The following is a 22190-nucleotide window of genomic DNA, read 5'->3' as shown; positions in this document are numbered from 1 at the left end:
GTATGTCGATGTGAAGGTGTCGCCGGGCGCTCTTCTGTGACGCCTAAAGCCCTCCTGGCGCCCGTAGTTTCGCCCGCCTGGGGCCCAGAGCCGGACTATTCTGACGGGGGGCCAACGTGTCGGGCTGCCTTCGCAACTTGCAGCAGATGCTGTTGCGTCGGCAGCCGAAGAGACCACTGTTTCGACAGCTGAGGTTCGTCATGCGGAAATCCACGTTTTCTCGAACGCAGCTGTCGCGGGTGTTCGGTATCGACATGGCTGCGCTTGGGACGGGAAGCGCGGGCACCGGGTTTTCATTTGGCAAGGTGGCACCAGGCGTCACATCCGAGCCCCATCGGCACGACGAAATCGAGGCCTTCGTGGTCCTGTCTGGAGCGGGCAAGGTCAGGACCGACCTTGGGGAAATCTCGGTCGCAGCCGGCGATGTCGTTCTGTTCCATCCTTTTGAAGCGCATGTGCTGCACAACGATGGGCTCGAAAACCTAAACTTCGTCGATGTCTACTGGTGCGACGGCAAGGCGGCCCTCGAAGCTGCTGCACAGGTCGCGATTCCCCGCGGGCCGATCTTCGTCTTCTCCACGCCGCCGACGCCGAATGGCGATCTGCATCTGGGGCATCTTTCTGGCCCTTATCTTGGCGCCGATGTCTACACGCGTTTCCTGCGCATGAAAGGGGTCGAAGCCTATCACCTGACTGGAAGCGACGATTACCAGAGCTACGTCGCCACGCGTGCCGATGCCGATCAATCGACGCCCGCAAAGGTGGCGCGCCACTACGCCGACGAGATTCGAGCCACGCTTGCGCTTCTCGACTGTGAGGTCCACAGCTTCCTCCCCACCTTGGGCGATAGCGCTTATGCAGAGTTTCAAGCCGCGTGTTTCCGTAGTCTTCTGAGCAGCACGGCGGTAGATCTGCGCCAGAGCCCTGCGCTCTTCGATGCTGTGACAGGCGACTACCTTTACGAGCCGGATGTAAGCGGCCTCTGCCCCGATTGCGGCAGCTCCGCTGGTGGCAACATCTGCGAGGAATGCGGCGCACCGAACCTATGCCACGACCTAGATGCAGTCCGGTCGCGGCACTCGGCCGAGGCGCCGGTGGTCGGCTCCGTGCGCCGTCCCGAACTTGCGCTGGAACGGTGCTACGACAATATCGACCGGCATTTAAGGGCGTCGGGCGCCCCCGTTCGGATCATGGACCTCTTCGCGCGTCTACGCCAACGCGGCGACTTTTCCGTGCCCATCATCCACCCGTCGGACTGGGGGCTACCGGCCGAGGGGTTCCCGGGGCAGGTGACCTGGGTCTGGCCAGAGATGGCGTTTGGCTTTCTTTACAACATCCAGACGCTAGCTACATCGCTCGGTCGACACTGGAATGCGGCCCTGCCCAGCAAGGACTGGCAAATTGTCCATTTCTTCGGCTTCGATAATTCCTTCTACCACGCCCTGCTTTATCCGGCGCTTTATGCTGAGGTCTTCTCCCACTGGACGCCGCGCATCCGGTATCATGTGAACGAGTTCTACCTGCTCGACGGTCAGAAGTTCTCGACCAGCCGCAGCCATGCGGTCTGGGGCAAAGAGGTTCTGGGCCAAAAGACGGTCGATGTCGTACGTCTTCATTTGGGCCTGACACGCCCGGAAGGTGAGCGGACGAACTTCACGCTGGACGCGCTACGCCGCACGGAGAACGAGGTGTTCCAAGGAATCTGGCTGAATTGGCTTGATGCGCTGCACGGGGAAATCAAGCAGAACTTTGGCGGCTGTGTGCCCGATGCTGGCGACTGGGCTCCCGCCGATCGCGCTTTCTTTGCTCGGATAGAGATCCATCGCGCGGCGATGGAACGCGTCTATTCGGACGATGGCTTCTCGGTCCGGCGCGCGGCCGCGCAGGCCTGCGATTTCGTCAGCGATTGCGTAGTCTACCGACGGGCGCAAGACTATGAGGCGGCGCGACGTCTCTATCCCGCCCGCACCCGCACGTCGCTCGCCCTTCAGACGACGGCCGCTGCAATCCTGGCACAGACACTCGCGCCGCTGATGCCCCGATTTGCCAGCACGCTGGCGCGAGGTATCGATGGCGTCTCGACCGAAACATGGCCCACGTCCGTCCGGCGCCTTGCGCCAGGAACGACCTTTGATCTCGGACCCGTGCTGGGCTTCTACGCCAGAGCAGACATTCCTGCTCTCGATGAGGAAGGGGCATAATAGCCTATCGGAATTTCGACCAGTTTTGGGCGGCAATCAAAGCCGATGATGCCGAAGCTTTACTCGCTACCACTGGCTGCCGAAGGCCACTCGCAGACCATAGACACGAACACTGGCCGGCCGTAACCAATCATATCGTCGAGACGCAGGCCCTCGCCTTGGAGGATCGCTCGATTGACAGCTTTCGGGCGCTTGCCATTCGTGCGGCAAATGCCGAGTGGGCTGCACTGCGCTGACTTTTCGGAATCGCGGAATTTCCGACCTATTGCCAGCCGGTCAAGAAGGTCATGCGGTTTGGGCGCTGGGTCAGCCTAGCGCGCCCGCGTATCGCCGGCGGCGAACGATGGCCGACGAGCGGTTCTCGCCCTCAAGCGTCTGACGCATAATGCGTGTCCAAAAGCTGACAGCGGCAGAAAACATGTCGGGTTCAAAACAACCGGCCGTCTTGGGCTTGTGAGGTTCGAGGCAGAATCATGCATTTACTGCGGACAAAGCGCTGGCATGACGTTTGCTGGTTGAGATCGGCAATACTGAATGAGGGCTGATCGCATGAGAACACGCAAGACTTTGAGGGTCTCCTAACCGGTGTGTTCCGTTCTGAGAGAAGAACCAGCTCGCGTATAAACGTCAGGAAAGGTGTGGGAATGGAGAACAACATGTTGCGTAGAGAGTCCCCGGCTCCTCTGATCAAAGTGGACGACTGGCTGCGTGGCGAACCTCTCACGAACTTTCAGCCCGGCAAGGTGTCGGGATGACAAGTGGAATGGAACCCTGGTCAATCCGCCCATTTTCTGCGGCGCGCCCGCAGTAACTATGTCCATGGAGCACAGCGTGGACCGTTTGCTGCAGGTCAGGGCTCGGACCTTAGACTTCCAACCGAATAGCCGCGGCGGCGATATTCGACGCGAATTTGGCCCGTCGTTGAAGACGTCACAGTCCAGGACCTGTTCAAGGTCGGCCACAGGGGCAGCATTTACGTGGAATCGGCCTGGCGAGGCCGGACGTCGGCTGCGTAAGCGAGCACGAAGTCAGCGTAACCGAAAGCAGAAATCCTCCGTTGAGGACGAGACCTGAAATTGAGGAAACGAAATGTCTCACGCAGCGCTTGGCCCTGCCGTCAACAAGGGTGGCGAGGCCCGTGCCCGCCCGTTCGTCAAATGCCTCCTGCGGCTGATCCGTGCTCAGGATTTCCACGGAAATCGGACACCGGGCTGCTGGCCGATTTCATTGTCCCCGAGGAACTGCGCCGGAATATCCACTCAATGGCAATCCGGATCCGTTTTAGACCGTAGCGGAGCTGGCGATCGAGGAGCGCTAAGGCGTGATGACATTGTCAACAACAGAAATCAAACGTCTGTCGAGACGTCTACCGGTTCGGCTTCGAGACTCTCCGGAAACTCGCGGAGACCGGCCGCGAAACTGGTCGGCGATGTGACTGCAGCTATTGCCTATCCCGAAGTGGCGCGGGCGTGAAGAAACCCATTTTCGAGGAAGGATCATGTCAAACCTGGATGAGATGGCGAAGAAAGTCCGAAAGCTTCAACTGCGCGCGGCAATTGCCAAGACGAACTTGCGCGACCTTGCCGAGGGTCTCCCGGTCAAATGGATTGAGATAGAGGAAGTCGCCGAGAAAACGCATGCCGTTTATGCCGAGTTGGATGGTGCCAGGAGAGAGCTTGCCAAAATGAAGACTTTGCGATGAGGAGCACATTCATCAGCCGCGACGGCTCCATATGGGTGCCGGAATATCTGATCGCTATCGATGGCAAGATCTGTATCGGCTGCGGCCGCTGCTTCAAAGTCTGCTCGCGCGAGGTCATGCATCTTTACGGCGTCGATGACGCGGGTGAGATCCTTGGCGCCTGCGACGCCGATGACGACGATTTCGATGGTGAGCTCAATCGCATGATCATGGTTGTCGACCATGCCGGCCGCTGCATTGGCTGCGGAGCCTGCGGCCGCGTCTGCCCAAAGAACTGCCAGACCCATCTTGCGGCCGACCAGGTCGCAGCATGAGCTGCATGATTTGACGAGACAAAATCAGGAGGACGGCATGCGCTTCATCATCTTTTGTCGGCTCCTCGGGCTGGTCCTGTGCGGCAACGCTGTGACGGTTTACTTCGCCTCGCATTCGTTCCGTCTAGCAGTCGTCACGACGCTGGGCTGTTCGCTACTTCTTCAGCTGGGCTATTTCGCAAGTGTGCTTTTTCTGATTTGGCGATCCAGCTGCGCTGGCAAAGCCGGGCAAGAAGCTGACCTTGTCGATAGGTCCCAGGAAGTTCGGTCGAGCGACGATGAGCATTGGAATGAAACTCAAGATGTGCCACGGCGCAATCAAACGCTCGGCATATCGCTGCTCCTCCCTTGAGCGCCGTAACAAGATCAGAGCTCAGATTCATCCCTTTGTTGAAGTTTGATTATTCAGGCCAGGTTCCCTGGTAAGGTCGAAGGCGACGGCATTCTCATCGTTCTACCGTCCAGGGGAATGCAGTTTCGGTTCTCCGGGCAATGGTAGTCGATCGCAGCGCGCGGCACGCGGGTTGCTTCATCTCGAAGGCGAACGAAGCGCCGGAAAACTTAACATGTGTGAAGGCGGCACATGTCCGGCTTCGCCACAGCCGTATGATGAGCTTCAAGAACCGCGCCTGACGCGCCCACCGCCCAAACAATCCGCACTCGCCGGGCTGCGCAACCCGACCAGCTCCGCCCGGCGAGCGCTCCTCGTCGCGCTTATGCAAGCGGAGGCAATAAGTGGACGCCGATCTGGAGTGCGGCCCTGTGGACAGATATCAGGCTGCTGATTTGCCAGTCTGCCGGATGTGTTGATCCTCGAACTGCTGTCCGCATCCTCGGCGACATCGCCGTATCGCCGCTCGAGCTCTTGGCATTGCCATGTCGTGCGACGGGCCTGCTGTCGTCCGCTGCCGCGCGGATATCTCGCACCCTATTTACCTCCGTGCCGAGGCGACCTGGCCCGCGATGTTTTCGAAGCACCGCCTGAGGGCGCTCGAGTGCCTCAATGAACTAAGTCTGGGCCAAAGCCGGAAAACGCGTCTAACCTTCGTTCTTCGTGGGCTCGACGGCTCACTTGCTGGGGCGTCACATCGCGAGGTCGCCGAAGGGCTGATTGGCCTACGGCGCGGCCATGCCGATTGTGGCGATCCTCGCGATCATCTGCCCGCCACATTCGCCGCGCCGTCTCTCGTGGCCGCGCCCTCTGCATTGAAGGTAAACATACGCCCTGTCCGTCAGCCTGCGAACAGTTCGGAGCTAAAACCCGGTCACCACCAGTTCGCCAGGTCGAAATGGCATCGAACGGCCTGGTGAGTGCGCTCTGGTTAAGGTGTAGGTCGATGCCGAGAGGCCTCGTTCGGCATTGTCCGATAGCCGACAATGTCTGGTACGCAACGTGGAGGAAGCTGACTCTCGGGTGTTTCTTAAATGCTTTTTGGCTTGGCACGGTACATGCTCGTTATTGCGCAAACGCACGGACTGAGTGGTCCCACCGCCACGAAAGTCGCTAGCTTACGCCACCTCCCAAGGCGAACCCGGCCGGCAGGGAGGTCCGTCTCTGCCGGGCATGCCTTTTCAGACGATTCGCGTACAGAACTTCAAATTGGGCGGCGCAATGTCCGACTGAAGAGGATTGCGTCGAATGGAAAATGAAGGCCGTTTCGAGGCTCTCCGACGCATGGCCGGAGCGAGAAGGGAGTGTTGGCCATGCGGGAGGGTTCACGCTCAGCGTGTTGTGTCGGCTTTGTCGGTTCGACGACACAGCCTTGGTTGGCCGGCGTCTTGGACGTTTCGTCTAAGCCACTGAAAACAAACATACTATTCCTTCCCTGGCGCCGTCATCTAGATCGGCATGAATTTTGCTCGATTCCGTTGAGAGGGCGGGAGCTGCTTGCCAGGGAAGAGCGAAGAGATGGCTCGGCAAAATTGAAGGACGGGAGATCACAGATTTGTTGCGAATGAACACGTTGGCCGCTGGCGGCCATGCGTCTGCGGCTAGGAGCCTCCGTGGGGTTTGAAGATGCGGCGAGGGACTGCAGTACGCGTGTCGATCACATGATTTGCTGGCGGCTCCAACAAGGGGCGTTGCAGATGTGCATACGGTTGGCGAGTTACGTCCTGTTCGTGATGACATTCTTCGTCAGCACTATGACTGCGAACGGACAGGAGACCAGCCTTGTCGGCATTTCCCAGGGTTCGGAGCTAACCGCGGCGGCCAACCATCTGGGACAAGGCGGATACGAGCTGTCGGGTGGTACCAACGTGTCTTTCGATTCTGCAAAAGCGACCGACGCCGTCCACGACGCTTTCTCTCACCGTCAGTTCGATTTTGGGCGGGAACCTGACGGAACGACCTTGCACGGCTGACTATGGCGCCGTCGGCGGCTTCCAGACAGTGAATTGCCGTCTGGCCGCGTCGCAACTCCGGCCTGCGGACACGTTGAAATATATGGCAAACATCAATCCAAGCCGATTGAAACTCGATCTTCGGTTCAGGGGTGAATTCTAGAGATAGTGAAAGGCATAGGCGGTACATTTCGTTGATGAAGAACAATCCAGACAGGAAGTTTATTATGCACAAAACACAATTGTTCCCGGTAGGACTCGTTGCCGGTCTTTTCATGTGCCTGCTGACGGCACCCGGTTTTGCTGGTGATCTCGATGCGCGGGTCAGCGGTAAAGGAACGACCGGAACGCCAACCACGGAAAGCAGTAGCTCGGGCTGCCCACAAAATGCCGACGGGACCTTTTGCTGGATGAGCCCGGATATTGGTGAAGCATGGGCATCGGGCTATACCGGTTCCGGCGTATCGGTGACTGTCGCAGACGACTTCACAGGTGAAATGGATGAGTTTGGGGATCTCGGCTACGGCCCCCAATGGCGGCAACATGGGCAGTGGATCGCTCAAGGAGCTGGCATGGTGGCGCCTGGCGCAAAGATAGTCGAGCTTGACTATTTGGAAGCAGTTCCGTTGACGCTGGAGGAGGGGCTCAATGTCATTAATCTGAGCTATGCCCTTGAAAACCCAGTGAGCGGGTACCGGCTCGAGCAGTCGATTGTCGATGCGGCCCGGGCGGGTGCCGCGGTCTTCACAAAGGCAGCCGGAAACAAATCCGTAGCGGTAGGTACCCCGGCCGAAGGGGATATTGATTTCCTAGCTCTTGAGCTGACTGGGACGCAATCGACAATCTTTGTGGGTGCGGTCGAGCACAATGGCACTCCCGAAAACAAGGCGAAGCTCGCCTCCTATTCGAATTACGCCGGTTCAGATTCGGAGGTGCAGAACCACTTCCTCACGGTGGGGGTCGATAGCGACAAGATTGGGCTATCCGGAACGTCTTTCGCGGCACCTGTTGTAGCTGGCTATGCCGCCATCCTTGGCAGCAAGTTCACGTCCGCAACACCGACACAAATCACCAATCAGCTGCTGGATACAGCCAGGACCGACACGCTCGTCAACTATGACGCGGCGACTTACGGCCGCGGCGAGGCCAGCCTTTCGAGGGCATTGGCACCCGTTTCGATCAGGTAGACGAGTACTTCGATCGAGCAGCTGAAACTTCTGTGAGGCGTTGAGCGCCACAAAAATCGCCTCGCAGAATTCGGCTCGGCAACTGTGCGGTTCTGCCGATCCAAGCGCAAACAAGAGCCACTGCGTTTTTATCGAAGTCTGTTGGTTTGGCGGTCTAGCTGCGCTCGCAAAGCTGGCAAAAACACAGATGCCGACCGCGTGTCGTCGTAGGTTTCCTAGGCGATGGTCGCCTCATCGCAGCATGCCGACATGTGGATCGCTTCGTTTCAGTCGCAAGGAAAGCGCTGGAAAATCCCCAAAGCTCTGATGGGTGGTCGGAGAGCGCGGCCGACCAATCCAAGCAGCGCTTATGGACGAGTTTTGCGTGGCTATTTCAGCTGAATGATCATCGCCGGAGAGAATATGCTGGAAAAATTCGAACGTTACCCGCTCACCTTTGGACCCACACCCATTGAGAAGCTCGACCGGCTCGGCAAGCATCTGGGCGGCAAGGTGGAGATCTACGCCAAACGCGAGGACTGCAACTCCGGTCTCGCGTTCGGCGGAAACAAGCTCCGCAAGCTCGAATACATCATCCCCGACGCGATCGCGTCGGATGCCGATACCCTGGTCACCGTCGGCGGCGTGCAGTCCAACCACACGCGGATGGTTGCAGCCGTTGCCGCCAAGATCGGCATGAAATGTCTCCTGGTTCACGAGAGCTGGGTCCCCCATGAGGATGCCGTCTACGACCGCGTCGGCAACATTCTCTTGAGCCGGATCATGGGAGCGGAAGTGCGTCTGGTCGACGAATGGCTTTGACATCGGCATCCGGCACAGTTGGGAAAAAGCGCTCTATGAGGTCAAGGCAAGGGGCGGCAGGCCTTATGCGATACCGGCCGGGGCGTCTGTTCATCCGAATGGAGGCCTCGGCTATGTGGGGTTCGCGGAGGAAGTGCGCGCCCAGGAGGAACAGCTAGGGTTTGGCTTCGACTACATGGTCGTTTGCACGGTCACCGGTTCAACGCATGCCGGCATGCTCGTCGGATTCGCCAAGGACGGTCGACAGCGCAAGGTGATCGGTATCGATGCCTCTGCCACGCCTGCAAAAACCAAGGCGCAGGTGCTAAGCATTGCCCGACATACAGCGACCCTCGTCGAGCTCGGAACGGAACCTGTCGAGGATGACGTGGTGCTGCTCGAAGACTACGCGTACCCGCGGTACGGCATTCCATCCGAGGAAACCAAGGCGGCGATCCGTCTGTGTGCGCGGCTCGAGGGTATGATTACCGATCCCGTCTATGAGGGCAAATCGATGCAAGGGATGATTGACCTCATCCAAAAAGGCTTTTTTCCAGAGGGCTCGAGGATACTCTACGCGCATCTCGGCGGCGCGCCGGCCATCAACGGTTATGGCTACACCTTTCGCAATGGCTGATGCTCGACAGATTTCCACGTGCTGTGCCTGCCGTAACAGCGCTGCGCCAATTTTGTCCGAAGGCCTTTGGGAAACCGCAGTGGGCAGTTAACTGCCGCCACGAGGTGGGGTCGTGGCGCTGGATGCTTGCCAGTATTCGCCTCTGCTCAATGTGTCCTGGAGCCGCATAAGAAGGCAGCAGACATGGCCGTTTAACGTTTTTTGCCATTCTGCGTGCGGCGATGATCGCCGCAAATTAAATAAATTGGAAACAACTGAAGATGTCGCGCAGGTGCGGAGGTATCTACCTGATCAGGTATGGAAGCTGTGACCAAGCGTGCTCGAGCTGGTCGTCGTCGGCGAGCACATCGCCGCACACCCCCAGCGCGGCGGTGAACTGGGCCAGCCCGGGCGAGGGAAGAGGCGTCCCCCGCGAGCGTGAGAGCGGGCAGATCGGTATCGGGTCTAACGAGGGCTTGCCCATGTATCGCGAGCGTAGACGAGACCGTCGTCTTTTCGGCAATTTTGACCGAAACGGCGCGTTCAGCCGGCGCGCTTGCTTTCAGGCGGGTTCGTCCACCTGGCTCTTTGAGCACTACGTGCGGAGGGGGGTGGGGGCTACGACGTAGCCGAGCCGCTCTATACCGAGGCGGCGCGCGCGAGGCGAGGCGACGATGAGGTCGAGTTTGTCCCCCGATCGCCTCTACGTAGCTCTAAGTGTCGACAGATCCATATCGGCCTGTTTCTCGATCCTCGAGACAGAGGGCTGCTTGATCTTGAAGGTCGAGGCAATCTCCCTGTGGCCTGCTGCCGGTTTCGTGGACACCGAGATAAGGTGTTTAACGGAACTGGAGAGTGGGAATGCGAAGAAGGAAGTTCAGCCGCGAGTTCAAGCTTGAGGCGGTGAGGCTGGTGAAGGATCGGGGCGTTGCGGTTGCTCAGGCGGCGCGCGATCTTGATCTCCACGAGAACGTGCTGCGCAAATGGGTGCGCGAGCTGTCGACCGATCCGCAGCATGCCTTTCCCGGCCATGGGCAGATGAAGCCGGAGCAGCTTGAGATCGATCGGCTGCGCAAGGAAGTGGCGAAGCTGAAGGCGGAGCGCGACATCCTAAAAAAGGCCGCAGCCTACTTCGCGAGGGAAGCGATATGAGGTTCGCTTTCATCGCGAGGCACCGTTCGATCTGGCCGGTGGCATGGCTGTGCAGTGCGCTGGATGTCTCCCGCTCGGGCTTCCATGCCTGGCTCAACCGCAGCCCCAGCGCTCGCGCTCGGCACGACGAAGTCCTGGTGACGAAGATCGATCGCAGCTTCAAAAGCAGCGACCGCACCTATGGCGCTCGCCGCGTCTGGCACGACGTTCTGGCTGAAGGCTTCTCCTGCGGCCTTCATCGTGTCGAGAGGCTCATGCGTGAGAACGGGCTGCGTGCCCGGCCGCGCCGCCGTGGGCTGCCGAAGGACATTGGCGAGCGAGCGGCAGTGTCGGACAACCTCCTCGACCGCGCCTTCGAGGCAGCGGCCCCGAACCAGAAGTGGATCGCCGACTTCACCTACATCTGGACCGCCGAAGGCTGGCTCTACGTTGCCGCCGTCGTCGATCTGTTCTCCCGCCGTGTCGTCGGCTGGGCGATGAAGGCGGAGATGACGGCCCAGCTCGTGACCGACGCCCTCATCATGGCGATCTGGCGCCGAGGCAAGCCGGACAGCCTGCTGCATCATTCGGACCAGGGATCGCAATACACCAGCGAGCAGTTCCAGCGCCTGATGGCCGACCACGGCATCACCTGTTCGATGAGCCGGTCGGGCAACGTCTGGGACAATGCCGCGATGGAGAGCTTTTTCTCGTCGCTTAAGACCGAACGGACAGCCCGCAAGGTCTACAGGACGAGGGACGACGCCAGGGCGGATGTGTTCGACTACATCGAGTGCTTCTACAACCCCCGGCGACGGCACTCGACGCTGGGCTATCTCAGCCCCGTGGAGTTCGAGGAACAAGCGATGTTAGCTTAACCTGGTGTCCGAAAAACCGGCAGCAGGCCACTGGGCTTCCCAGCCGCATGGCGCAGCTCTCCGAGGCTCTCGACCTCGTCCTTTAACTCTTCGAACGTGCGTCGACACGCTCCCGACGCTCCTCGGGGAGGGCGGCGATCACGTCATCAAGCTTGCGTTCCATCACCTCTTCTCCTTCTTAGCCGCCGCCCGGCGGTTGAGATGCCCTTGACAGTCTTTGTCCAATGGCGTGCTGATTGGCGGCCCGGAACGGGAAGTCGCATCTGGCCATTGCCATCGCCCGGGCGCTCATCCGGGACGGGCGCGGCCGCTTCTTCGACGGGACAACTACCGCACTGCTCGATCCTCTCACGCATCGTTGCGAGATCACCGAAATCGGACATGAATCCTGGCGCTTCAAGAACCGCGCCTGATCACCACATCGCCCAAGACGATCCGCGCTCGCCGGGCTTCGCAACCCGGACCAGCTCCGCCCAGCGAGCGCTAGACGCGATGCGCTGCAGCCAAGTTTTACCGGGATATTCGCTTCGGCATGTTGCATGATAGGACAAAGCAAGAGGGATACCCCCTCAAAAAAGCAAAACTGGGCTCATTATCGATGTAGAACCGCCAAAGTGCTCGATGGGTGGATTTGCAGAGCGCGATTGAAGGTAGCTGAGACGGTTTGTGCCGAGCTGGAACGGTCCGTGCAGTCCAAAATGCGTTCATCCGAAAATGTCATCACTTGGCAAAAACGGCTGTTTGACCCGAATCTTTTATTTTGTAGCTGAGCGGAGTCAGATTGGTCGATGTCTGCAGCGTAATGGGTGTTGCAATCAACGATGCACAAATGGCGAGCAGCATCTGCCGGTCAACCCCTCAAGGGATTTGGCGGCCGAAGCACCCTTGAGGTGGTCAACGACTAGACCGGGATATCTATCACGCCGTCCATACCGTCGCGTCGCTGGTGTGATCTACATCCTTGCTTCCAGAAGAAGGGCAGGGACACGCGCAAGTGCGAAGTCGATCTCGTTACAGCGATTGAAGGTGGCCGAGACGCACGATCGCGAAAACTATGGGAAAGGAACAAAGTCATGACTGAAGAATCAACGGCTAAATGACCACCGGCAACTTGTTTGCGGATTTGGGCTTTGACAATTCCGAAGAGGAATTGCGGAAAGCCAAGCTCGGCCGCGAGATCCGCGCCGTCATTAACCGTCGGCGCCTAAATCAAGCCCAAACGGCTCGGTTGCTCGCTATGATGAAACAGCTCGACATATCTGCCATAGTCACGGGGCGAACAGCAAATTCTCTATAGATCGCCCGGTGCGCTGCCTCGATCGACGCGCTTATAAGGTTGGCGCGCCACAAGCCGCGCAAATCGGCACGAACGCCGCAGAACCAGAGTAATCATTGGCGCAAGCGTGAGGTCCAGCTCTCGACAGAATCGTCTTCCTCGGGGATTTCCATCTCCTCGTCCTCCTGGCCTCTTTCGGTGGATACGAGGGTCATGAGTGCCGAACCGCCCTTGCGCCCAGTTTCCTCCCAGGAAGCGGTCGTCGCTTCGTAGCGGCACGGATGACCTTATCCGAACGACGATGGCTCTTCCGATTCTTAAGTCCAAATGCTCTCTGGCGTGAGGATCTCGAACGGAACAATCTGCTGTCCGATTAGCCGCGTGTCCGTGCGTTCGATCATGCGCAGCATCACGTCGATGAGTTCTTCAGGCATCCTGTCGACGGGATGACACAAGGAAGCCGTAATCAAGCCTTCGCTCAATCCCTTGCGTGTCTCCGGCCCGATGTCGCGGCAGACGACCCGGATTTTGCACTGCTGCTCCGCAGCGAGCTCGCGCATAGCACGCAGGACGCCGGAAATGCCGCCGCCATTGACAACGATGCCCCTGAGCTCCGGCTCCTCCGCTATCAGCCTGCGAACGACTGCATAGGCGTTATTCGGCGTCTCATGGGTCATGAGGGTTTCGCTGACGTGGAACTCGGGCGCGTAGTCGCGCATGTAGGAGCGAAAGCTCGCATCCAAGATGTCTTGGAACTGATAACGATTGCTGCCGATGAGAGGAAAGACCTTGCCGGGCCGACCGGACGTCTGGCTGATAAACCATGCGGCGGTGCGGCCGGCCTTCCAGTTGTCGGTTCCCACAAAGCCGGCCCGGCTGGCGGCGGACAGGTCGGTCACGTAGGCGATCACCGGAACGCCCTTGATGCGCAACTCATCAATCGCCTGACCGACGAGCGGGTGATCGGCCGAGATTACAGCGATTGCATCGGCGCTTTCGCCTATCTTGAGCAGATTGGCAGCGACTGCTTCTGGGGAAGGGTCGTCCTCGAAGAGCACGTCTGGCTCAATAACCGCATCTGTGCGTCGCGCACAGGCATCTAGAAGCGCCTCGGCCCAGATCTGACAGAGCGGCCGGTGCGATTGCTGCATGAGAAAGCTCAAGTGCCGATGCGGGAGATTGTCCCGCCTGCGTTCGTGCAGCGGCCCCGAACTGTGGAAGCCGATCTGCTGCGCTGCGTTCAAGATGAGGTCGGCCGTCTGCGGTCGCAGTGTGCCAGTTCCGTGCAAGAGCCTATTGACCGTGGAAACACTTACGCCCGCGGCTTTCGCCAGATCGGCGATCGTTGGCCTGTTCATCAGCCGCCTCCATATGTAGTTCGTGAATGACGCCTTCAAAGTGCAAATGCCATGTCAGCGGCAAAAGAGGCGTAGCTCTCCGGATTCTTCGAGGAGAGGCCTAACATGTTTGACGAAATCTCCGCGCCGCCTGACGCCAATCGGCAAGATTGTTCGCCCGCGGCCTCCCGCCCGATGGCACCACGCGCGCTGCGGCTGTGCGATCCGAAGCCGCGCGGCGCGCTGCAACGCAGGCGCCAATCTGGCTGACGTCAACGGACAGTGCTTTCTGGACCTCGACAACAATTTCGCCATTCTGATTCATTGGGATGGCTTTGCCCCGGCGCTTGATGCAGTCACGCGTATCGTTCGTGACGGCAGCCGCCTTTTCAATTCGACGCACATGAGATCGACCTTGCTGAACTACCTGCTCGATTGCCTTCCGGCGGTCGAGCAGATCCATTTCGTCAAACATCGGCACTGAGGCTGTGACGATCGCCATCAAGGCGGCACGCGCATTCACTGGACGCACGAGCATGCCAGATCGAAGGCGCTTATCAGGAATCCTTTGAGTGGACCGAGGCAGGCCAGGGGTGATATCCGCAACATCGCGTCGCCGCAGGCGCCTGCGCCCGTGCGGGCTTACGCAGGCGCCGGCATCGATTGCCGATGAGGTCGTCATTCGTCGCTTCAATGATGCCAGTGGTGCGGCCATGCTGGTTATGGACCTGCATGGACGATCCTCCAGGATAAGGGCAGGCTCGGGCATCAACTGCCTCTCGTCGAAACCACAACCTCCCCTTTTTCTTGGCGGTACGCTCCACGATCAATCCGACGGGATTAAGGATAACAACCGCAGCTTGCTCGCCATGGTGCTGAACTCCCCTATCAAACAGCACCCACGCGAACGGCAAAGATCATCAAGGTCGATGGTATGGAACAGCCCTTCGAAACGGCATCGAAGGCGCCCACCCTGGTCGTGCTGAACACCACAAAGAGAAGGAAACGATCTATGGAACAGATTGCCACCGTCGGCCTGGATCTGGGCGCTCACGTCATTTCATGGGCGGCCACCGGTGCCTCTTTGCGGGATCGGAATTGCTCCCATCCTGCTGCGCGAAGATCACAATCGACGCAGGTCCCGCAACCGAAACCCCAGCTATGTCTATGCTCTCGGTCTCCGCTATAGCATGTGTGGCTTCCCTCGCAGATGAGCCTCACCAGCGCCTCGCCGCCCAGCCAATCCGCCAGCGCCCAGGTCTGCGCCTTGTCGCGCCGCATGAGGGGTGTGTGAATGACGAAACGCGTCTCCATTCCAAGGTTCAGGGCAAGTTGCATCGCTTTAACTGCGTCATCTCGACAATCCGGGTAGCTGAAACAATCCGTCTCGGACACGCCGATCACGAGAAGGTTCCGGCAAGGCACGAAGGTATTTGTTAGACCGTTCGCGTTCAGTGCGACCTCGACGTCGCGCGTGAGCGCGGTATCACTGATTTGGCCGAGCACGGTCATGTCGATCATGTGGTCCTCGCCTAGCAGGCTGTTGAAAAAGGGCTCGCGACAGTCTCAGGTTCGTGATTCACTCTGACCACGAAGAGGTGGGAGTGAATCGTGCGGGGTGGTGACGGACAGACGGGCGAACTGTTCAGCTACGTGGACCTCGAGGCTCGGGTGCGGCGCGATCATCCGTTGCGCCGTATTCGGGCGATTGTGAATGAGGCGCTTTCGGCGTTGGAGCGGGAGTTTGCGGCGCTGTACTCGCCGATTGGGCGGCCGTCGATCCCACCGGAGAAGCTGCTGCGAGCGATGCTGCTGCAGGCGTTCTACTCGATCCGCTCGGAGCGGCTGTTGATGGAGCGGCTGGAATACGACCTTCTGTTCCGCTGGTTCGTCGGGATTGGCGTCGACGATGCGGCCTGGGATCATTCGGTGTTCTCCAAGAACCGTGACCGGCTGCTGGAGGGCGACATCGCTGCAAAGTTCCTGGCGGCGGTGCTGGCGCAACCCAAGGTGAAGAAGCTTCTGTCGACGGATCACTTCTCGGTCGACGGCACGCTGATCGAGGCCTGGGCGTCGATGAAGAGCGTCAAGCCGAAGGACGGCCCAAGCGGTGGTCATGGCGAGCCGCCGGCAGACGGCGGCGGACGCAATGCGGAAGCGGACTTCCACGGCGAGAGGCGATCGAACGAGACGCACGCCTCGACCACCGACCCCGACGCCAGGCTCTATCGCAAAGGGCGGGGCAAGGAGGCGAAGCTCTGCTTCATGGGGCATGGGCTGATGGAGAACCGCCATGGCCTTCTGGTCGACGCCTGCCTGACGTTTGCCGACGGGCATGCCGAGCGGGTGGCGGCCCTGCACATGATCGAACCGCGTGCGGACCGTCCGCAAACAATCACACTCGGTGCCGACAAGGCTTATGACGCGCAGGACTTCATCAATGAGCTGAAGGTGACGCCGCATGTGGCGCAGAACACCGGCGGCCGGAGTTCGGCGATCGACGGGCGCACGACGCGGCATAGCGGCTATGCTGTCAGTCAGCGTATTCGCAAGCGCATTGAAGAGGCGTTCGGATGGATCAAGACGGTCGCCGGACAGGCGAAGACGAAGTTGCGTGGCCGCGACCGCGTCGGATGGGCCTTCACTTTCAACGCCGCCGCCTACAATCTCGTGCGGTTGCCGAAGCTGCTGGCGGTGCCGACATGATCGCACCTGCCGGCTGTCAACTGATCGGCCGCTGGCGGATCATCGAAGCTGACCTGTGGGATCGCGGCTATCTCGACCTCGGCGGACCCGCCACGATCACCATTGGGGCCGACAACCACGGTGAGATCGCCTTTGGCGCCCTGCAAGCCGGCCCTCGATCTCGGGTACGGGCCCTCAATGGTCTTCTTCACATGGGCCGGCTTCGATGAGATGGACGAAGTCACTGGCGACGGCTCCGCAGAATTGCTCGACGACGGCTCGATCGGCATCACCTTCGCCTATCGCAACGGCGAAGAGGCTATCCTCAAGGCTAAACGTGATCCTTCTTCAACAGCCTGCTAGTCGCCCACGCCAGGCCGGAAAGTCTGTTCGAATGCGCCCGAGCAGGTAGGGCCGCACATCGAGCTCGATCCGGTGCCGCTGCCCATAGTCGAAGCCGATTGTCTCGACGCGCTCGAAGTTCTCGAGCGCCCAAGCCAGGCAGGTTGTCGAATCCTGGCCGCCGGAGAAAAGGACGAGTCCGGTTCCCGGATCTGGTTGCATCGGGTCAACCCTCGTATTCAGCCCAGCACAGCGGTGTCTCATAGACTGTTACCGAGCACATTTGGCCAAGAAGCGGCTTGGTTTGGACCCAGATCCAGACCGCAATGTTTTCCGCGGTCGGATTGTCGAGACCCTCAATCTCATTCAGATACTGATGGTCGAGACGTTGTAGAAGCGGTCCGAACACAGCCTCGACATCGAAGAAATCGATGACAAAGCCCGTGTCTGGATCGACGGGCCCTCCCAGACGCAGTTCCACACGGTATGAGTGGCCATGCATGCCGTGACAGCGATGGGTCTTTGGCACGCGCGGAAGACAGTGCGCTGCCTCGAAGGTGAAAGCTTGCGTAATTTTCATGGGATCCCGAGAAACTTGTGGGTTTGAAGGCTCAAACGCCAACGTGGGTTGGCAAGACAATAGGCCACTGCGGCGGCCGTATTCGCCTCGCGCTCGGGTCCGTCCATCGGCTGAAGCAAAAGGTGCTCAAACGCGAGAACTTCGAAATGTTCGGGCTCCGCGCCAATCTGAGGATATACAAGTTTTAGCTCGTCCCCTGCCATGACCACGAGGCGTGCATTGCATTTCGGACTGACGCACAGCCAGTCGATGCCGGCGGGTGTGGGGATGGTACCGTTTGTCTCCACGGCAACTTCAAACGCCAAGGAATGCAGCGCTTCAAGGAGTTCTTCATCGATCTGGAGAAGGGGTTCCCCTCCGGTGAGCACGACAAGACGCTGCCCAGTTCCCGACCCGCGCCAGGCTTGTTCGACCGCCAACGCAAGCTCCCGCGCGGTGGCAAAATGCCCGCCACTGGAGCCATCTACCCCAACGAAATCGGTGTCGCAGAATCCGCAGAATGCGGTTGCCCGGTCGCTTTCACGTCCCGACCAAAGGTTACAGCCGGCGAAACGACAAAATACGGCAGCCCGCCCGGCATTTCGTCCTTCGCCTTGAAGGGTGTAGAAAATTTCCTTGACCGCATATGGCATTGCTTACGCGGCCTTCGAGTGAGCAAGGGAGCGTCTCTGCAGGCTGACGAGACGCGGCAAAAGGTGAGGAATGCCATGTGGCATGTTGTGCAGCTTGTTCCACCGTCGAGGCCCGATGCCGAAAACCCGTTCGGCCGAACTCCACACAGAATTAGGGTTCAGTGGGGGAAGGCTGCGGGGAAGGGTCTCTGGCTCCTCGAAGCCTATCATCACGAGAAATGGTTCGATCACGTCGCTCATGGCGATGATGCCTTGACGAGGACGAGGCGTGAGAATCCTGGTGTCTCGTCGAAAGCCTGCCTCACAGCACGGAAGAACTCGCTCATCAGCCGCAAGCCGCGCTCCAGGATGAGGCGGTCGAGCGATGAGGATGTCATGTGCGGCGGCAGGGCGCCGAAAAAACCCGCTATGTCCTGATCGGTGATCTGAAGGGCTTCATCGATGGTCTTGCCGACGATGAATTCGTTAAACGCCGAGGAAGCGGTTATGGCCGAGCCGCGGCCGAAGGTCTGGAACGTTGCGGCGGTGATCGTTTGCGTCTTACGGTCGAAACCCATCGTCAATTTAAGCCCACCGCCGCAGGCGACGGCGCCGACCTCGCCGGCCGCATTGGGGGTGTCCAAAGCGCCGACATTGTTCGGGTTGATGAAATAGACCTTGTCGCTGAAGAGGTAAACGTTGTCGGTGTCATCCCGCATGGCGCCGATCCTTGTCGTTATGGCGGCTAGCCGAAGGCCTTGCCGCAGGCGCATTTGTCCCCCGCATTGGGATTGTCGAAGACAAAGCCCGAGGACTCCAGGTCCGTGACGAAGTCAACGGTCATGCCGGCGAGATGGGGCTGGGAGTTTGCGTCGACGAACACCTTGAACCCGTCCGTCTCCATGATGGCATCGCCCTCCCGCGAGACGCTTTCCAGACCCATCAGGTATTTGAAGCCGGCGCAGCCGCCCGCCTCGACCTTGATGCGAAAGCCTTCCGCCGGTTCGTCGGCGCGGGAAAGCGCGGCCTTGACGGCGGCGACGGCGTTTTCAGTGAGTGTGATCATGGGACTATTTTCTTGCTGATGCATTCGCAAGTCGCACTGCACAGAACGTGCCAGAGAGAAAAATTCAATATAAGGCACTGGTTAGCGGATTTGGGGCCCTGTCTGACATCCAACAATTGTCGGATGTCGGACAGAGTGAAACCTTGCGCACAGAAAGCGGCATCGGACAAATCGCCAGTGTCGTCGCCTGAGCCAGCGTTTTCTATCATATGAATGTAGACCGGGTGGGAACTTTTAGTTGTGCTGCGCTCCAAAAGCCGCGCCGTCGTCACCACCGGTGCGGTTGCGAACACCGGGGTTGTCGATACCGCTTCGATCGCGCCTTCTCAAAGCAGCGCCGTCTGCGTCAGCTCCTGGGTGGCGAACACCACTAGCGTGCTCGGCCCGTGGCCTGCAGTGCGGCCGTCATCTCGCGAGGGCCGACTGAGGCATTGTAAATGCCGTCAAGCCAGGTGGGCCAACGCGCCGCCCACGGAACAGCCCAATCACCGGCACGGCGGCCACGGCCTCGATTAGAGGCCGCGGTCAGTTCCAGTTCTATCGCAAATCGCGGTCTGGCTCGTCCGCGTTCCAAAACGAAACTCGAGCGAGCACCGGTCTCGCCGTCACATCGAAGGAGAGAAATCGCTATCTGTCACAGCTACTCGTCGGCAAGGATCCCGTCACGGCCGACATAGAGAAATACCCAAGCATCGTGGTTGCAGTCATGCTGGAAAAACCGGTGCGGTTATGTCAGTGGCCCCCGCCAACAACGCCGCCGATAGCGTTGCCGCAAGGCGGTACTGACTGTCACGCTATCGCTAGCCAAAGCGTTGCAACAGATTCGTCAAACAAGTTTACAGACTCTTTGCGAATGCAAGTCGCTGACCATGATACGTTCGCTTTAAGTCCGAGATAGGCCGTAGCTAATCGTCTAACTCAATGGTTTGGAATGCGTGAACATAGAACCTGCAGCGTTGATCGCAAGACGCATACAGAGAGGCCCTTTAATGGATATCGACATTTTCGCAGCTTACGAGTCTAACGTTCGTCGCTATGGGCGATCGTTTCCTACAGTCTTTACAAAGTCCCTGGGGGCGACAATCTGGAACGAGGCCGGCAAACCCTATATTGATTTCCTTGTAGGGTCTGGCGCGCTCAACTACGGTCATAACAACCCGGATATTATGGCGCCGGCAATTCAATATCTCGCCGATAATAATATTGTTTCGTCTCTTGATATGTATACAGCTGCAAAGCGTAATTTCATCGAGGTGTTTGTCGAGTCGATCCTGAAGCCTAGAGGCCTTTCTTACAAGATACAGTTTCCTGGGCCAACCGGGACAAACGCTAACGAAGCGGCGTTGGCGCTGGCGCGAAAATATACCGGCCGCTCGAGTGTCATGGCCTTCACAAATTCGTACCATGGCATGTCGCTCGGCTCCTTGGCAGTGTCGGGTTCGGCGTCAACCAGACAGCTTGGCGGCGTTGCTCGCCACGATGTGATCCGTGTCCCTTACGAGAACTATCCGAACCAAACTTTCGATTCCGCAAGTTACATTGATCACGTGTTGGGCGACCCGGGCAGCGGTATAGAAAAGCCGGCCGCAATCATCCTGGAGCCCATCCAGGCAGAAGGCGGCATGAACACCGCATCCGCACCTTGGCTCGCAGAAATTCAGCGCATTTGCCGTAAGCACGACGTTGTTTTCATCGTCGATGACATTCAGGCAGGTTCGGGACGAACGGGCGATTTCTTCTCGTTCGAGTTCGCAGAAATCGAGCCCGACATCGTGTGTCTTTCGAAATCGCTAAGCGGTTCAGGGAATCCGTTGTCTATAGTTCTGATTCGCCCCGACATGGACATATGGAATCCGGGAGAACATAGCGGGACCTTCAGAGGCAATAATCTCGCCTTCGTGACTTCCGCGGCCATGTGCAAAATGTGGTCCGATAGGAAGTTTACTAAAGCCGTCGAGGGGACGGCCGTCAAACTGCAAGAACACCTTGATCGCCTCGTTGCGAAATTCCCCAAGTGCATCGAACAAAAGCGCGGCCGTGGTCTGATGGCCGGCCTCAAGTGCAGGTCACAGGCCGTTGCTGGCCGTGTGCACGATGTCGCGTTCGAAAACGGCCTGCTGATCGAGTCCTCGGGGCCAAATCGCGACGTCATCAAAGTCCTTCCGCCGATAACCATCTCAGATGATGAACTCGATCACGGCATTGCCATCCTCGATCAGGCACTACAGGAGAAAACCAATGGCGACTAACCAAGTAGCTCAAACGCCGGCCATCTCGCCTCTTACCATCAAGGAACGAACCGGCTCGATCAGCACTGCGGAGATCATCTCAGTCTTGAAAGGTGAGGTCACGGCTCTGCACATCAGCCAAGCTTTCAGCACCGAAGTAGCCGAGGAGATTACCACGAACTTTGTTGGTAGTCCTGGTCTCAAGGAGCGTAAAGATGGCGTCCCCGGACAGCTTGTCGGCGCATCCCACTACAGGAAGGATGCAGCCACCTATTTCGCAGAATCGGAAGATGCGCGACCTCACGTCGACGCCCTTTTTGAGAATTTGGTTGATCCGGTCCGAGCAATATTCGACGCATTAAAGCGCGAGCTTCACAACCAGGGTATTGAATTGCGGCTGGCGCGTTCAGAACAGGGTCAGGCTAATATTTGTCGCGCTCTCAGTTGGTCTGGCAGGGGCACTTTTTCCTTGGACCCCCACGACGACGTCGCTCAAGTCCTGTGTGCTGGCAACGACTACGAGCTTTCTGCAGTGGCGCACAACACCGTCGCCGCACTCAACTTCTACCCAAGCATGCCTGAGGAAGGTGGAAACTTGAGGCTCTGGGGTCACAAGCCGACAGTCGCGGATCGAAAGTCGCAGGGTGTGGAGACCACGGGATATCCCTACTCCGCAGCTTATCTCGATGCGGTGCCTAGTCGCGAATTCCAACTCAAGGCCGGAGATATCGCGCTACTTGATGGCGGTTTCGTTCATGGGGTCACCGGTCAATCGGGCAACGCAAAGCGTCGGGTGCTGCTGAACAGCTTTTTCGGGTTTGCGCGGCCGGATCTTGTGCTCTGGTGGACCTAAAGTTGGACGTCGCAGCGTAGACCCGTGGATCAGCACGGTATCGACGGCACATCTCGATGA

At 58.9% G+C, this 22190-nt stretch carries 20 protein-coding genes and 3 pseudogenes; 16 read left to right on the top strand and 7 right to left on the bottom strand.

Going from position 1 to position 22190, the window contains the following annotated elements:
• Positions 1 to 200 precede the first annotated feature (200 nt).
• The 10 genes and pseudogenes from JN280_RS34615 (at position 201) to JN280_RS39780 (ending at position 12449) form a co-directional block, all read left to right on the top strand.
• The gene (locus tag JN280_RS34615; protein WP_202308765.1) at positions 201 to 2201 is read left to right on the top strand and encodes a class I tRNA ligase family protein; all 2001 of its coding nucleotides are present in this window, start codon (positions 201 to 203) and stop codon (positions 2199 to 2201) included.
• 1498 nt (positions 2202 to 3699) lie between these two features.
• Positions 3700 to 3903, top strand: coding sequence for a CCE_0567 family metalloprotein (locus JN280_RS34610; RefSeq protein ID WP_027033222.1), 204 nt, complete (start codon positions 3700 to 3702; stop codon positions 3901 to 3903).
• Entirely contained in the window at positions 3900 to 4217 is a 318-nt protein-coding gene (gene fdxB / locus JN280_RS34605) for a ferredoxin III, nif-specific (protein ID WP_096453666.1), read from the top strand. Before JN280_RS34610 ends, fdxB begins: the two co-directional genes overlap by 4 nt.
• Positions 4218 to 4254: 37 nt before the next feature.
• Complete coding sequence (locus JN280_RS34600; protein ID WP_202308764.1) at positions 4255 to 4569, top strand: exopolysaccharide production repressor protein; 315 nt, start codon at positions 4255 to 4257, stop codon at positions 4567 to 4569.
• Between the two features lie 1748 nt (positions 4570 to 6317).
• Complete coding sequence (locus JN280_RS39785) at positions 6318 to 6581, top strand: hypothetical protein (protein WP_244742522.1); 264 nt, start codon at positions 6318 to 6320, stop codon at positions 6579 to 6581.
• Positions 6582 to 6757: 176 nt separating this feature from the next.
• Complete coding sequence (locus tag JN280_RS34585; protein ID WP_244742519.1) at positions 6758 to 7747, top strand: S8/S53 family peptidase; 990 nt, start codon at positions 6758 to 6760, stop codon at positions 7745 to 7747.
• A 402-nt stretch (positions 7748 to 8149) separates the two neighbouring features.
• Positions 8150 to 9164: pseudogene (locus tag JN280_RS34580) on the top strand (1-aminocyclopropane-1-carboxylate deaminase).
• A gap of 840 nt (positions 9165 to 10004) precedes the next feature.
• Positions 10005 to 11152, top strand: a protein-coding gene (locus JN280_RS34575; protein WP_202308555.1) for an IS3 family transposase whose coding sequence is annotated in 2 segments (ribosomal slippage) — positions 10005 to 10254 and positions 10254 to 11152 — 1149 coding nt in all. Because the reading frame shifts where the segments join, the coding sequence is not laid out codon by codon here.
• A gap of 223 nt (positions 11153 to 11375) precedes the next feature.
• Positions 11376 to 11565, top strand: a pseudogene (locus tag JN280_RS34570) (hypothetical protein); the annotation flags it as partial.
• A 683-nt stretch (positions 11566 to 12248) separates the two neighbouring features.
• A complete protein-coding gene (locus JN280_RS39780; RefSeq protein WP_244742515.1) occupies positions 12249 to 12449 on the top strand; it encodes an XRE family transcriptional regulator in 201 nt (66 codons plus the stop codon).
• 296 nt (positions 12450 to 12745) lie between these two features.
• Here JN280_RS39780 and JN280_RS34560 read toward each other — a convergent pair whose 3' ends face one another.
• A complete protein-coding gene (locus tag JN280_RS34560; protein ID WP_202308763.1) occupies positions 12746 to 13786 on the bottom strand; it encodes a LacI family DNA-binding transcriptional regulator in 1041 nt (346 codons plus the stop codon).
• Positions 13787 to 13895: 109 nt separating this feature from the next.
• Between JN280_RS34560 and JN280_RS34555 the strand changes: the two genes are divergently transcribed.
• Positions 13896 to 14249: a hypothetical protein gene (locus JN280_RS34555; protein WP_202308762.1), complete on the top strand. Its 354-nt coding sequence runs from the start codon at positions 13896 to 13898 to the stop codon at positions 14247 to 14249.
• Between the two features lie 566 nt (positions 14250 to 14815).
• Here the strand turns inward: JN280_RS34555 and JN280_RS34550 are convergent.
• Positions 14816 to 15304: pseudogene (locus tag JN280_RS34550) on the bottom strand (7-cyano-7-deazaguanine synthase); the annotation flags it as partial.
• Between the two features lie 72 nt (positions 15305 to 15376).
• Between JN280_RS34550 and JN280_RS34545 the strand changes: the two are divergent.
• From JN280_RS34545 to JN280_RS40070, 3 genes are read left to right on the top strand one after another with little or no spacing between them, the layout of a single operon-like run.
• On the top strand, positions 15377 to 16471 hold the full coding sequence (locus tag JN280_RS34545; RefSeq protein ID WP_202308717.1) for an IS5 family transposase: 1095 nt from the start codon (positions 15377 to 15379) through the stop codon (positions 16469 to 16471).
• A complete protein-coding gene (locus JN280_RS39775) occupies positions 16468 to 16680 on the top strand; it encodes a hypothetical protein (protein WP_244742480.1) in 213 nt (70 codons plus the stop codon). The genes JN280_RS34545 and JN280_RS39775 overlap by 4 nt, the downstream gene beginning before the upstream one ends.
• 1 nt (position 16681) lies before the next feature.
• Positions 16682 to 16813 (top strand): hypothetical protein, encoded by a 132-nt coding sequence (locus JN280_RS40070; protein WP_274609048.1) that lies wholly within the window; start codon positions 16682 to 16684, stop codon positions 16811 to 16813.
• Here JN280_RS40070 and JN280_RS34535 read toward each other — a convergent pair.
• From JN280_RS34535 to JN280_RS34515, 5 genes are all read right to left on the bottom strand, one after another.
• Positions 16799 to 17014 carry a 7-cyano-7-deazaguanine synthase gene (locus JN280_RS34535; protein ID WP_446720800.1) on the bottom strand — a complete coding sequence of 72 codons (216 nt, stop codon included), beginning with the start codon at positions 17012 to 17014 and terminating at the stop codon, positions 16799 to 16801. The genes JN280_RS40070 and JN280_RS34535 overlap by 15 nt on opposite strands.
• Positions 17015 to 17018: 4 nt before the next feature.
• Positions 17019 to 17372 carry a 6-carboxytetrahydropterin synthase QueD gene (gene queD / locus JN280_RS34530; RefSeq protein ID WP_202308761.1) on the bottom strand — a complete coding sequence of 118 codons (354 nt, stop codon included), beginning with the start codon at positions 17370 to 17372 and terminating at the stop codon, positions 17019 to 17021.
• Positions 17369 to 18004: a 7-carboxy-7-deazaguanine synthase gene (gene queE, locus JN280_RS34525; RefSeq protein ID WP_202308760.1), complete on the bottom strand. Its 636-nt coding sequence runs from the start codon at positions 18002 to 18004 to the stop codon at positions 17369 to 17371. Before queE ends, queD begins: the two co-directional genes overlap by 4 nt.
• Before the next feature lie 236 nt (positions 18005 to 18240).
• Positions 18241 to 18702, bottom strand: a complete 462-nt coding sequence (locus JN280_RS34520; RefSeq protein WP_202308759.1) for an iron-sulfur cluster assembly scaffold protein — start codon at positions 18700 to 18702, stop codon at positions 18241 to 18243.
• Positions 18703 to 18728: 26 nt separating this feature from the next.
• On the bottom strand, positions 18729 to 19049 hold the full coding sequence (locus JN280_RS34515) for a HesB/IscA family protein (protein WP_202308758.1): 321 nt from the start codon (positions 19047 to 19049) through the stop codon (positions 18729 to 18731).
• Between the two features lie 989 nt (positions 19050 to 20038).
• Between JN280_RS34515 and ectB the strand changes: the two genes are divergently transcribed.
• Both ectB and JN280_RS34505 read left to right on the top strand, forming a co-directional pair.
• Positions 20039 to 21298: a diaminobutyrate--2-oxoglutarate transaminase gene (gene ectB, locus JN280_RS34510; RefSeq protein ID WP_202308757.1), complete on the top strand. Its 1260-nt coding sequence runs from the start codon at positions 20039 to 20041 to the stop codon at positions 21296 to 21298.
• Positions 21288 to 22130: a 2OG-Fe(II)-dependent halogenase WelO5 family protein gene (locus JN280_RS34505; protein ID WP_202308756.1), complete on the top strand. Its 843-nt coding sequence runs from the start codon at positions 21288 to 21290 to the stop codon at positions 22128 to 22130. Before ectB ends, JN280_RS34505 begins: the two co-directional genes overlap by 11 nt.
• Positions 22131 to 22190: the final 60 nt, after the last annotated feature.

This window comes from Mesorhizobium sp. L-8-10 (assembly GCF_016756635.1).
Taxonomy (GTDB): domain Bacteria; phylum Pseudomonadota; class Alphaproteobacteria; order Rhizobiales; family Rhizobiaceae.
The sequence above is the reverse complement of the archived record's forward strand: the minus strand, read 5'-3'. Positions and strand labels throughout refer to the sequence as shown.

What these genes read in the sequence shown, in the direction of transcription:
- JN280_RS34615 (WP_202308765.1), top strand. Translation starts at nt 201, where the DNA reads ATGCGGAAATCCACGTTTTCTCGAACGCAGCTGTCGCGGGTGTTCGGT.
- JN280_RS34610 (WP_027033222.1), top strand. Translation starts at nt 3,700, where the DNA reads ATGTCAAACCTGGATGAGATGGCGAAGAAAGTCCGAAAGCTTCAACTG.
- fdxB (WP_096453666.1), top strand. Translation starts at nt 3,900, where the DNA reads ATGAGGAGCACATTCATCAGCCGCGACGGCTCCATATGGGTGCCGGAA.
- JN280_RS34600 (WP_202308764.1), top strand. Translation starts at nt 4,255, where the DNA reads ATGCGCTTCATCATCTTTTGTCGGCTCCTCGGGCTGGTCCTGTGCGGC.
- JN280_RS34585 (WP_244742519.1), top strand. Translation starts at nt 6,758, where the DNA reads ATGAAGAACAATCCAGACAGGAAGTTTATTATGCACAAAACACAATTG.
- JN280_RS39780 (WP_244742515.1), top strand. Translation starts at nt 12,249, where the DNA reads ATGACCACCGGCAACTTGTTTGCGGATTTGGGCTTTGACAATTCCGAA.
- JN280_RS34560 (WP_202308763.1), bottom strand. Translation starts at nt 13,786, where the DNA reads ATGAACAGGCCAACGATCGCCGATCTGGCGAAAGCCGCGGGCGTAAGT.
- JN280_RS39775 (WP_244742480.1), top strand. Translation starts at nt 16,468, where the DNA reads ATGATCGCACCTGCCGGCTGTCAACTGATCGGCCGCTGGCGGATCATC.
- JN280_RS40070 (WP_274609048.1), top strand. Translation starts at nt 16,682, where the DNA reads ATGGACGAAGTCACTGGCGACGGCTCCGCAGAATTGCTCGACGACGGC.
- JN280_RS34535 (WP_446720800.1), bottom strand. Translation starts at nt 17,014, where the DNA reads ATGCAACCAGATCCGGGAACCGGACTCGTCCTTTTCTCCGGCGGCCAG.
- queD (WP_202308761.1), bottom strand. Translation starts at nt 17,372, where the DNA reads ATGAAAATTACGCAAGCTTTCACCTTCGAGGCAGCGCACTGTCTTCCG.
- queE (WP_202308760.1), bottom strand. Translation starts at nt 18,004, where the DNA reads ATGCCATATGCGGTCAAGGAAATTTTCTACACCCTTCAAGGCGAAGGA.
- JN280_RS34520 (WP_202308759.1), bottom strand. Translation starts at nt 18,702, where the DNA reads ATGCGGGATGACACCGACAACGTTTACCTCTTCAGCGACAAGGTCTAT.
- JN280_RS34515 (WP_202308758.1), bottom strand. Translation starts at nt 19,049, where the DNA reads ATGATCACACTCACTGAAAACGCCGTCGCCGCCGTCAAGGCCGCGCTT.
- ectB (WP_202308757.1), top strand. Translation starts at nt 20,039, where the DNA reads ATGGATATCGACATTTTCGCAGCTTACGAGTCTAACGTTCGTCGCTAT.
- JN280_RS34505 (WP_202308756.1), top strand. Translation starts at nt 21,288, where the DNA reads ATGGCGACTAACCAAGTAGCTCAAACGCCGGCCATCTCGCCTCTTACC.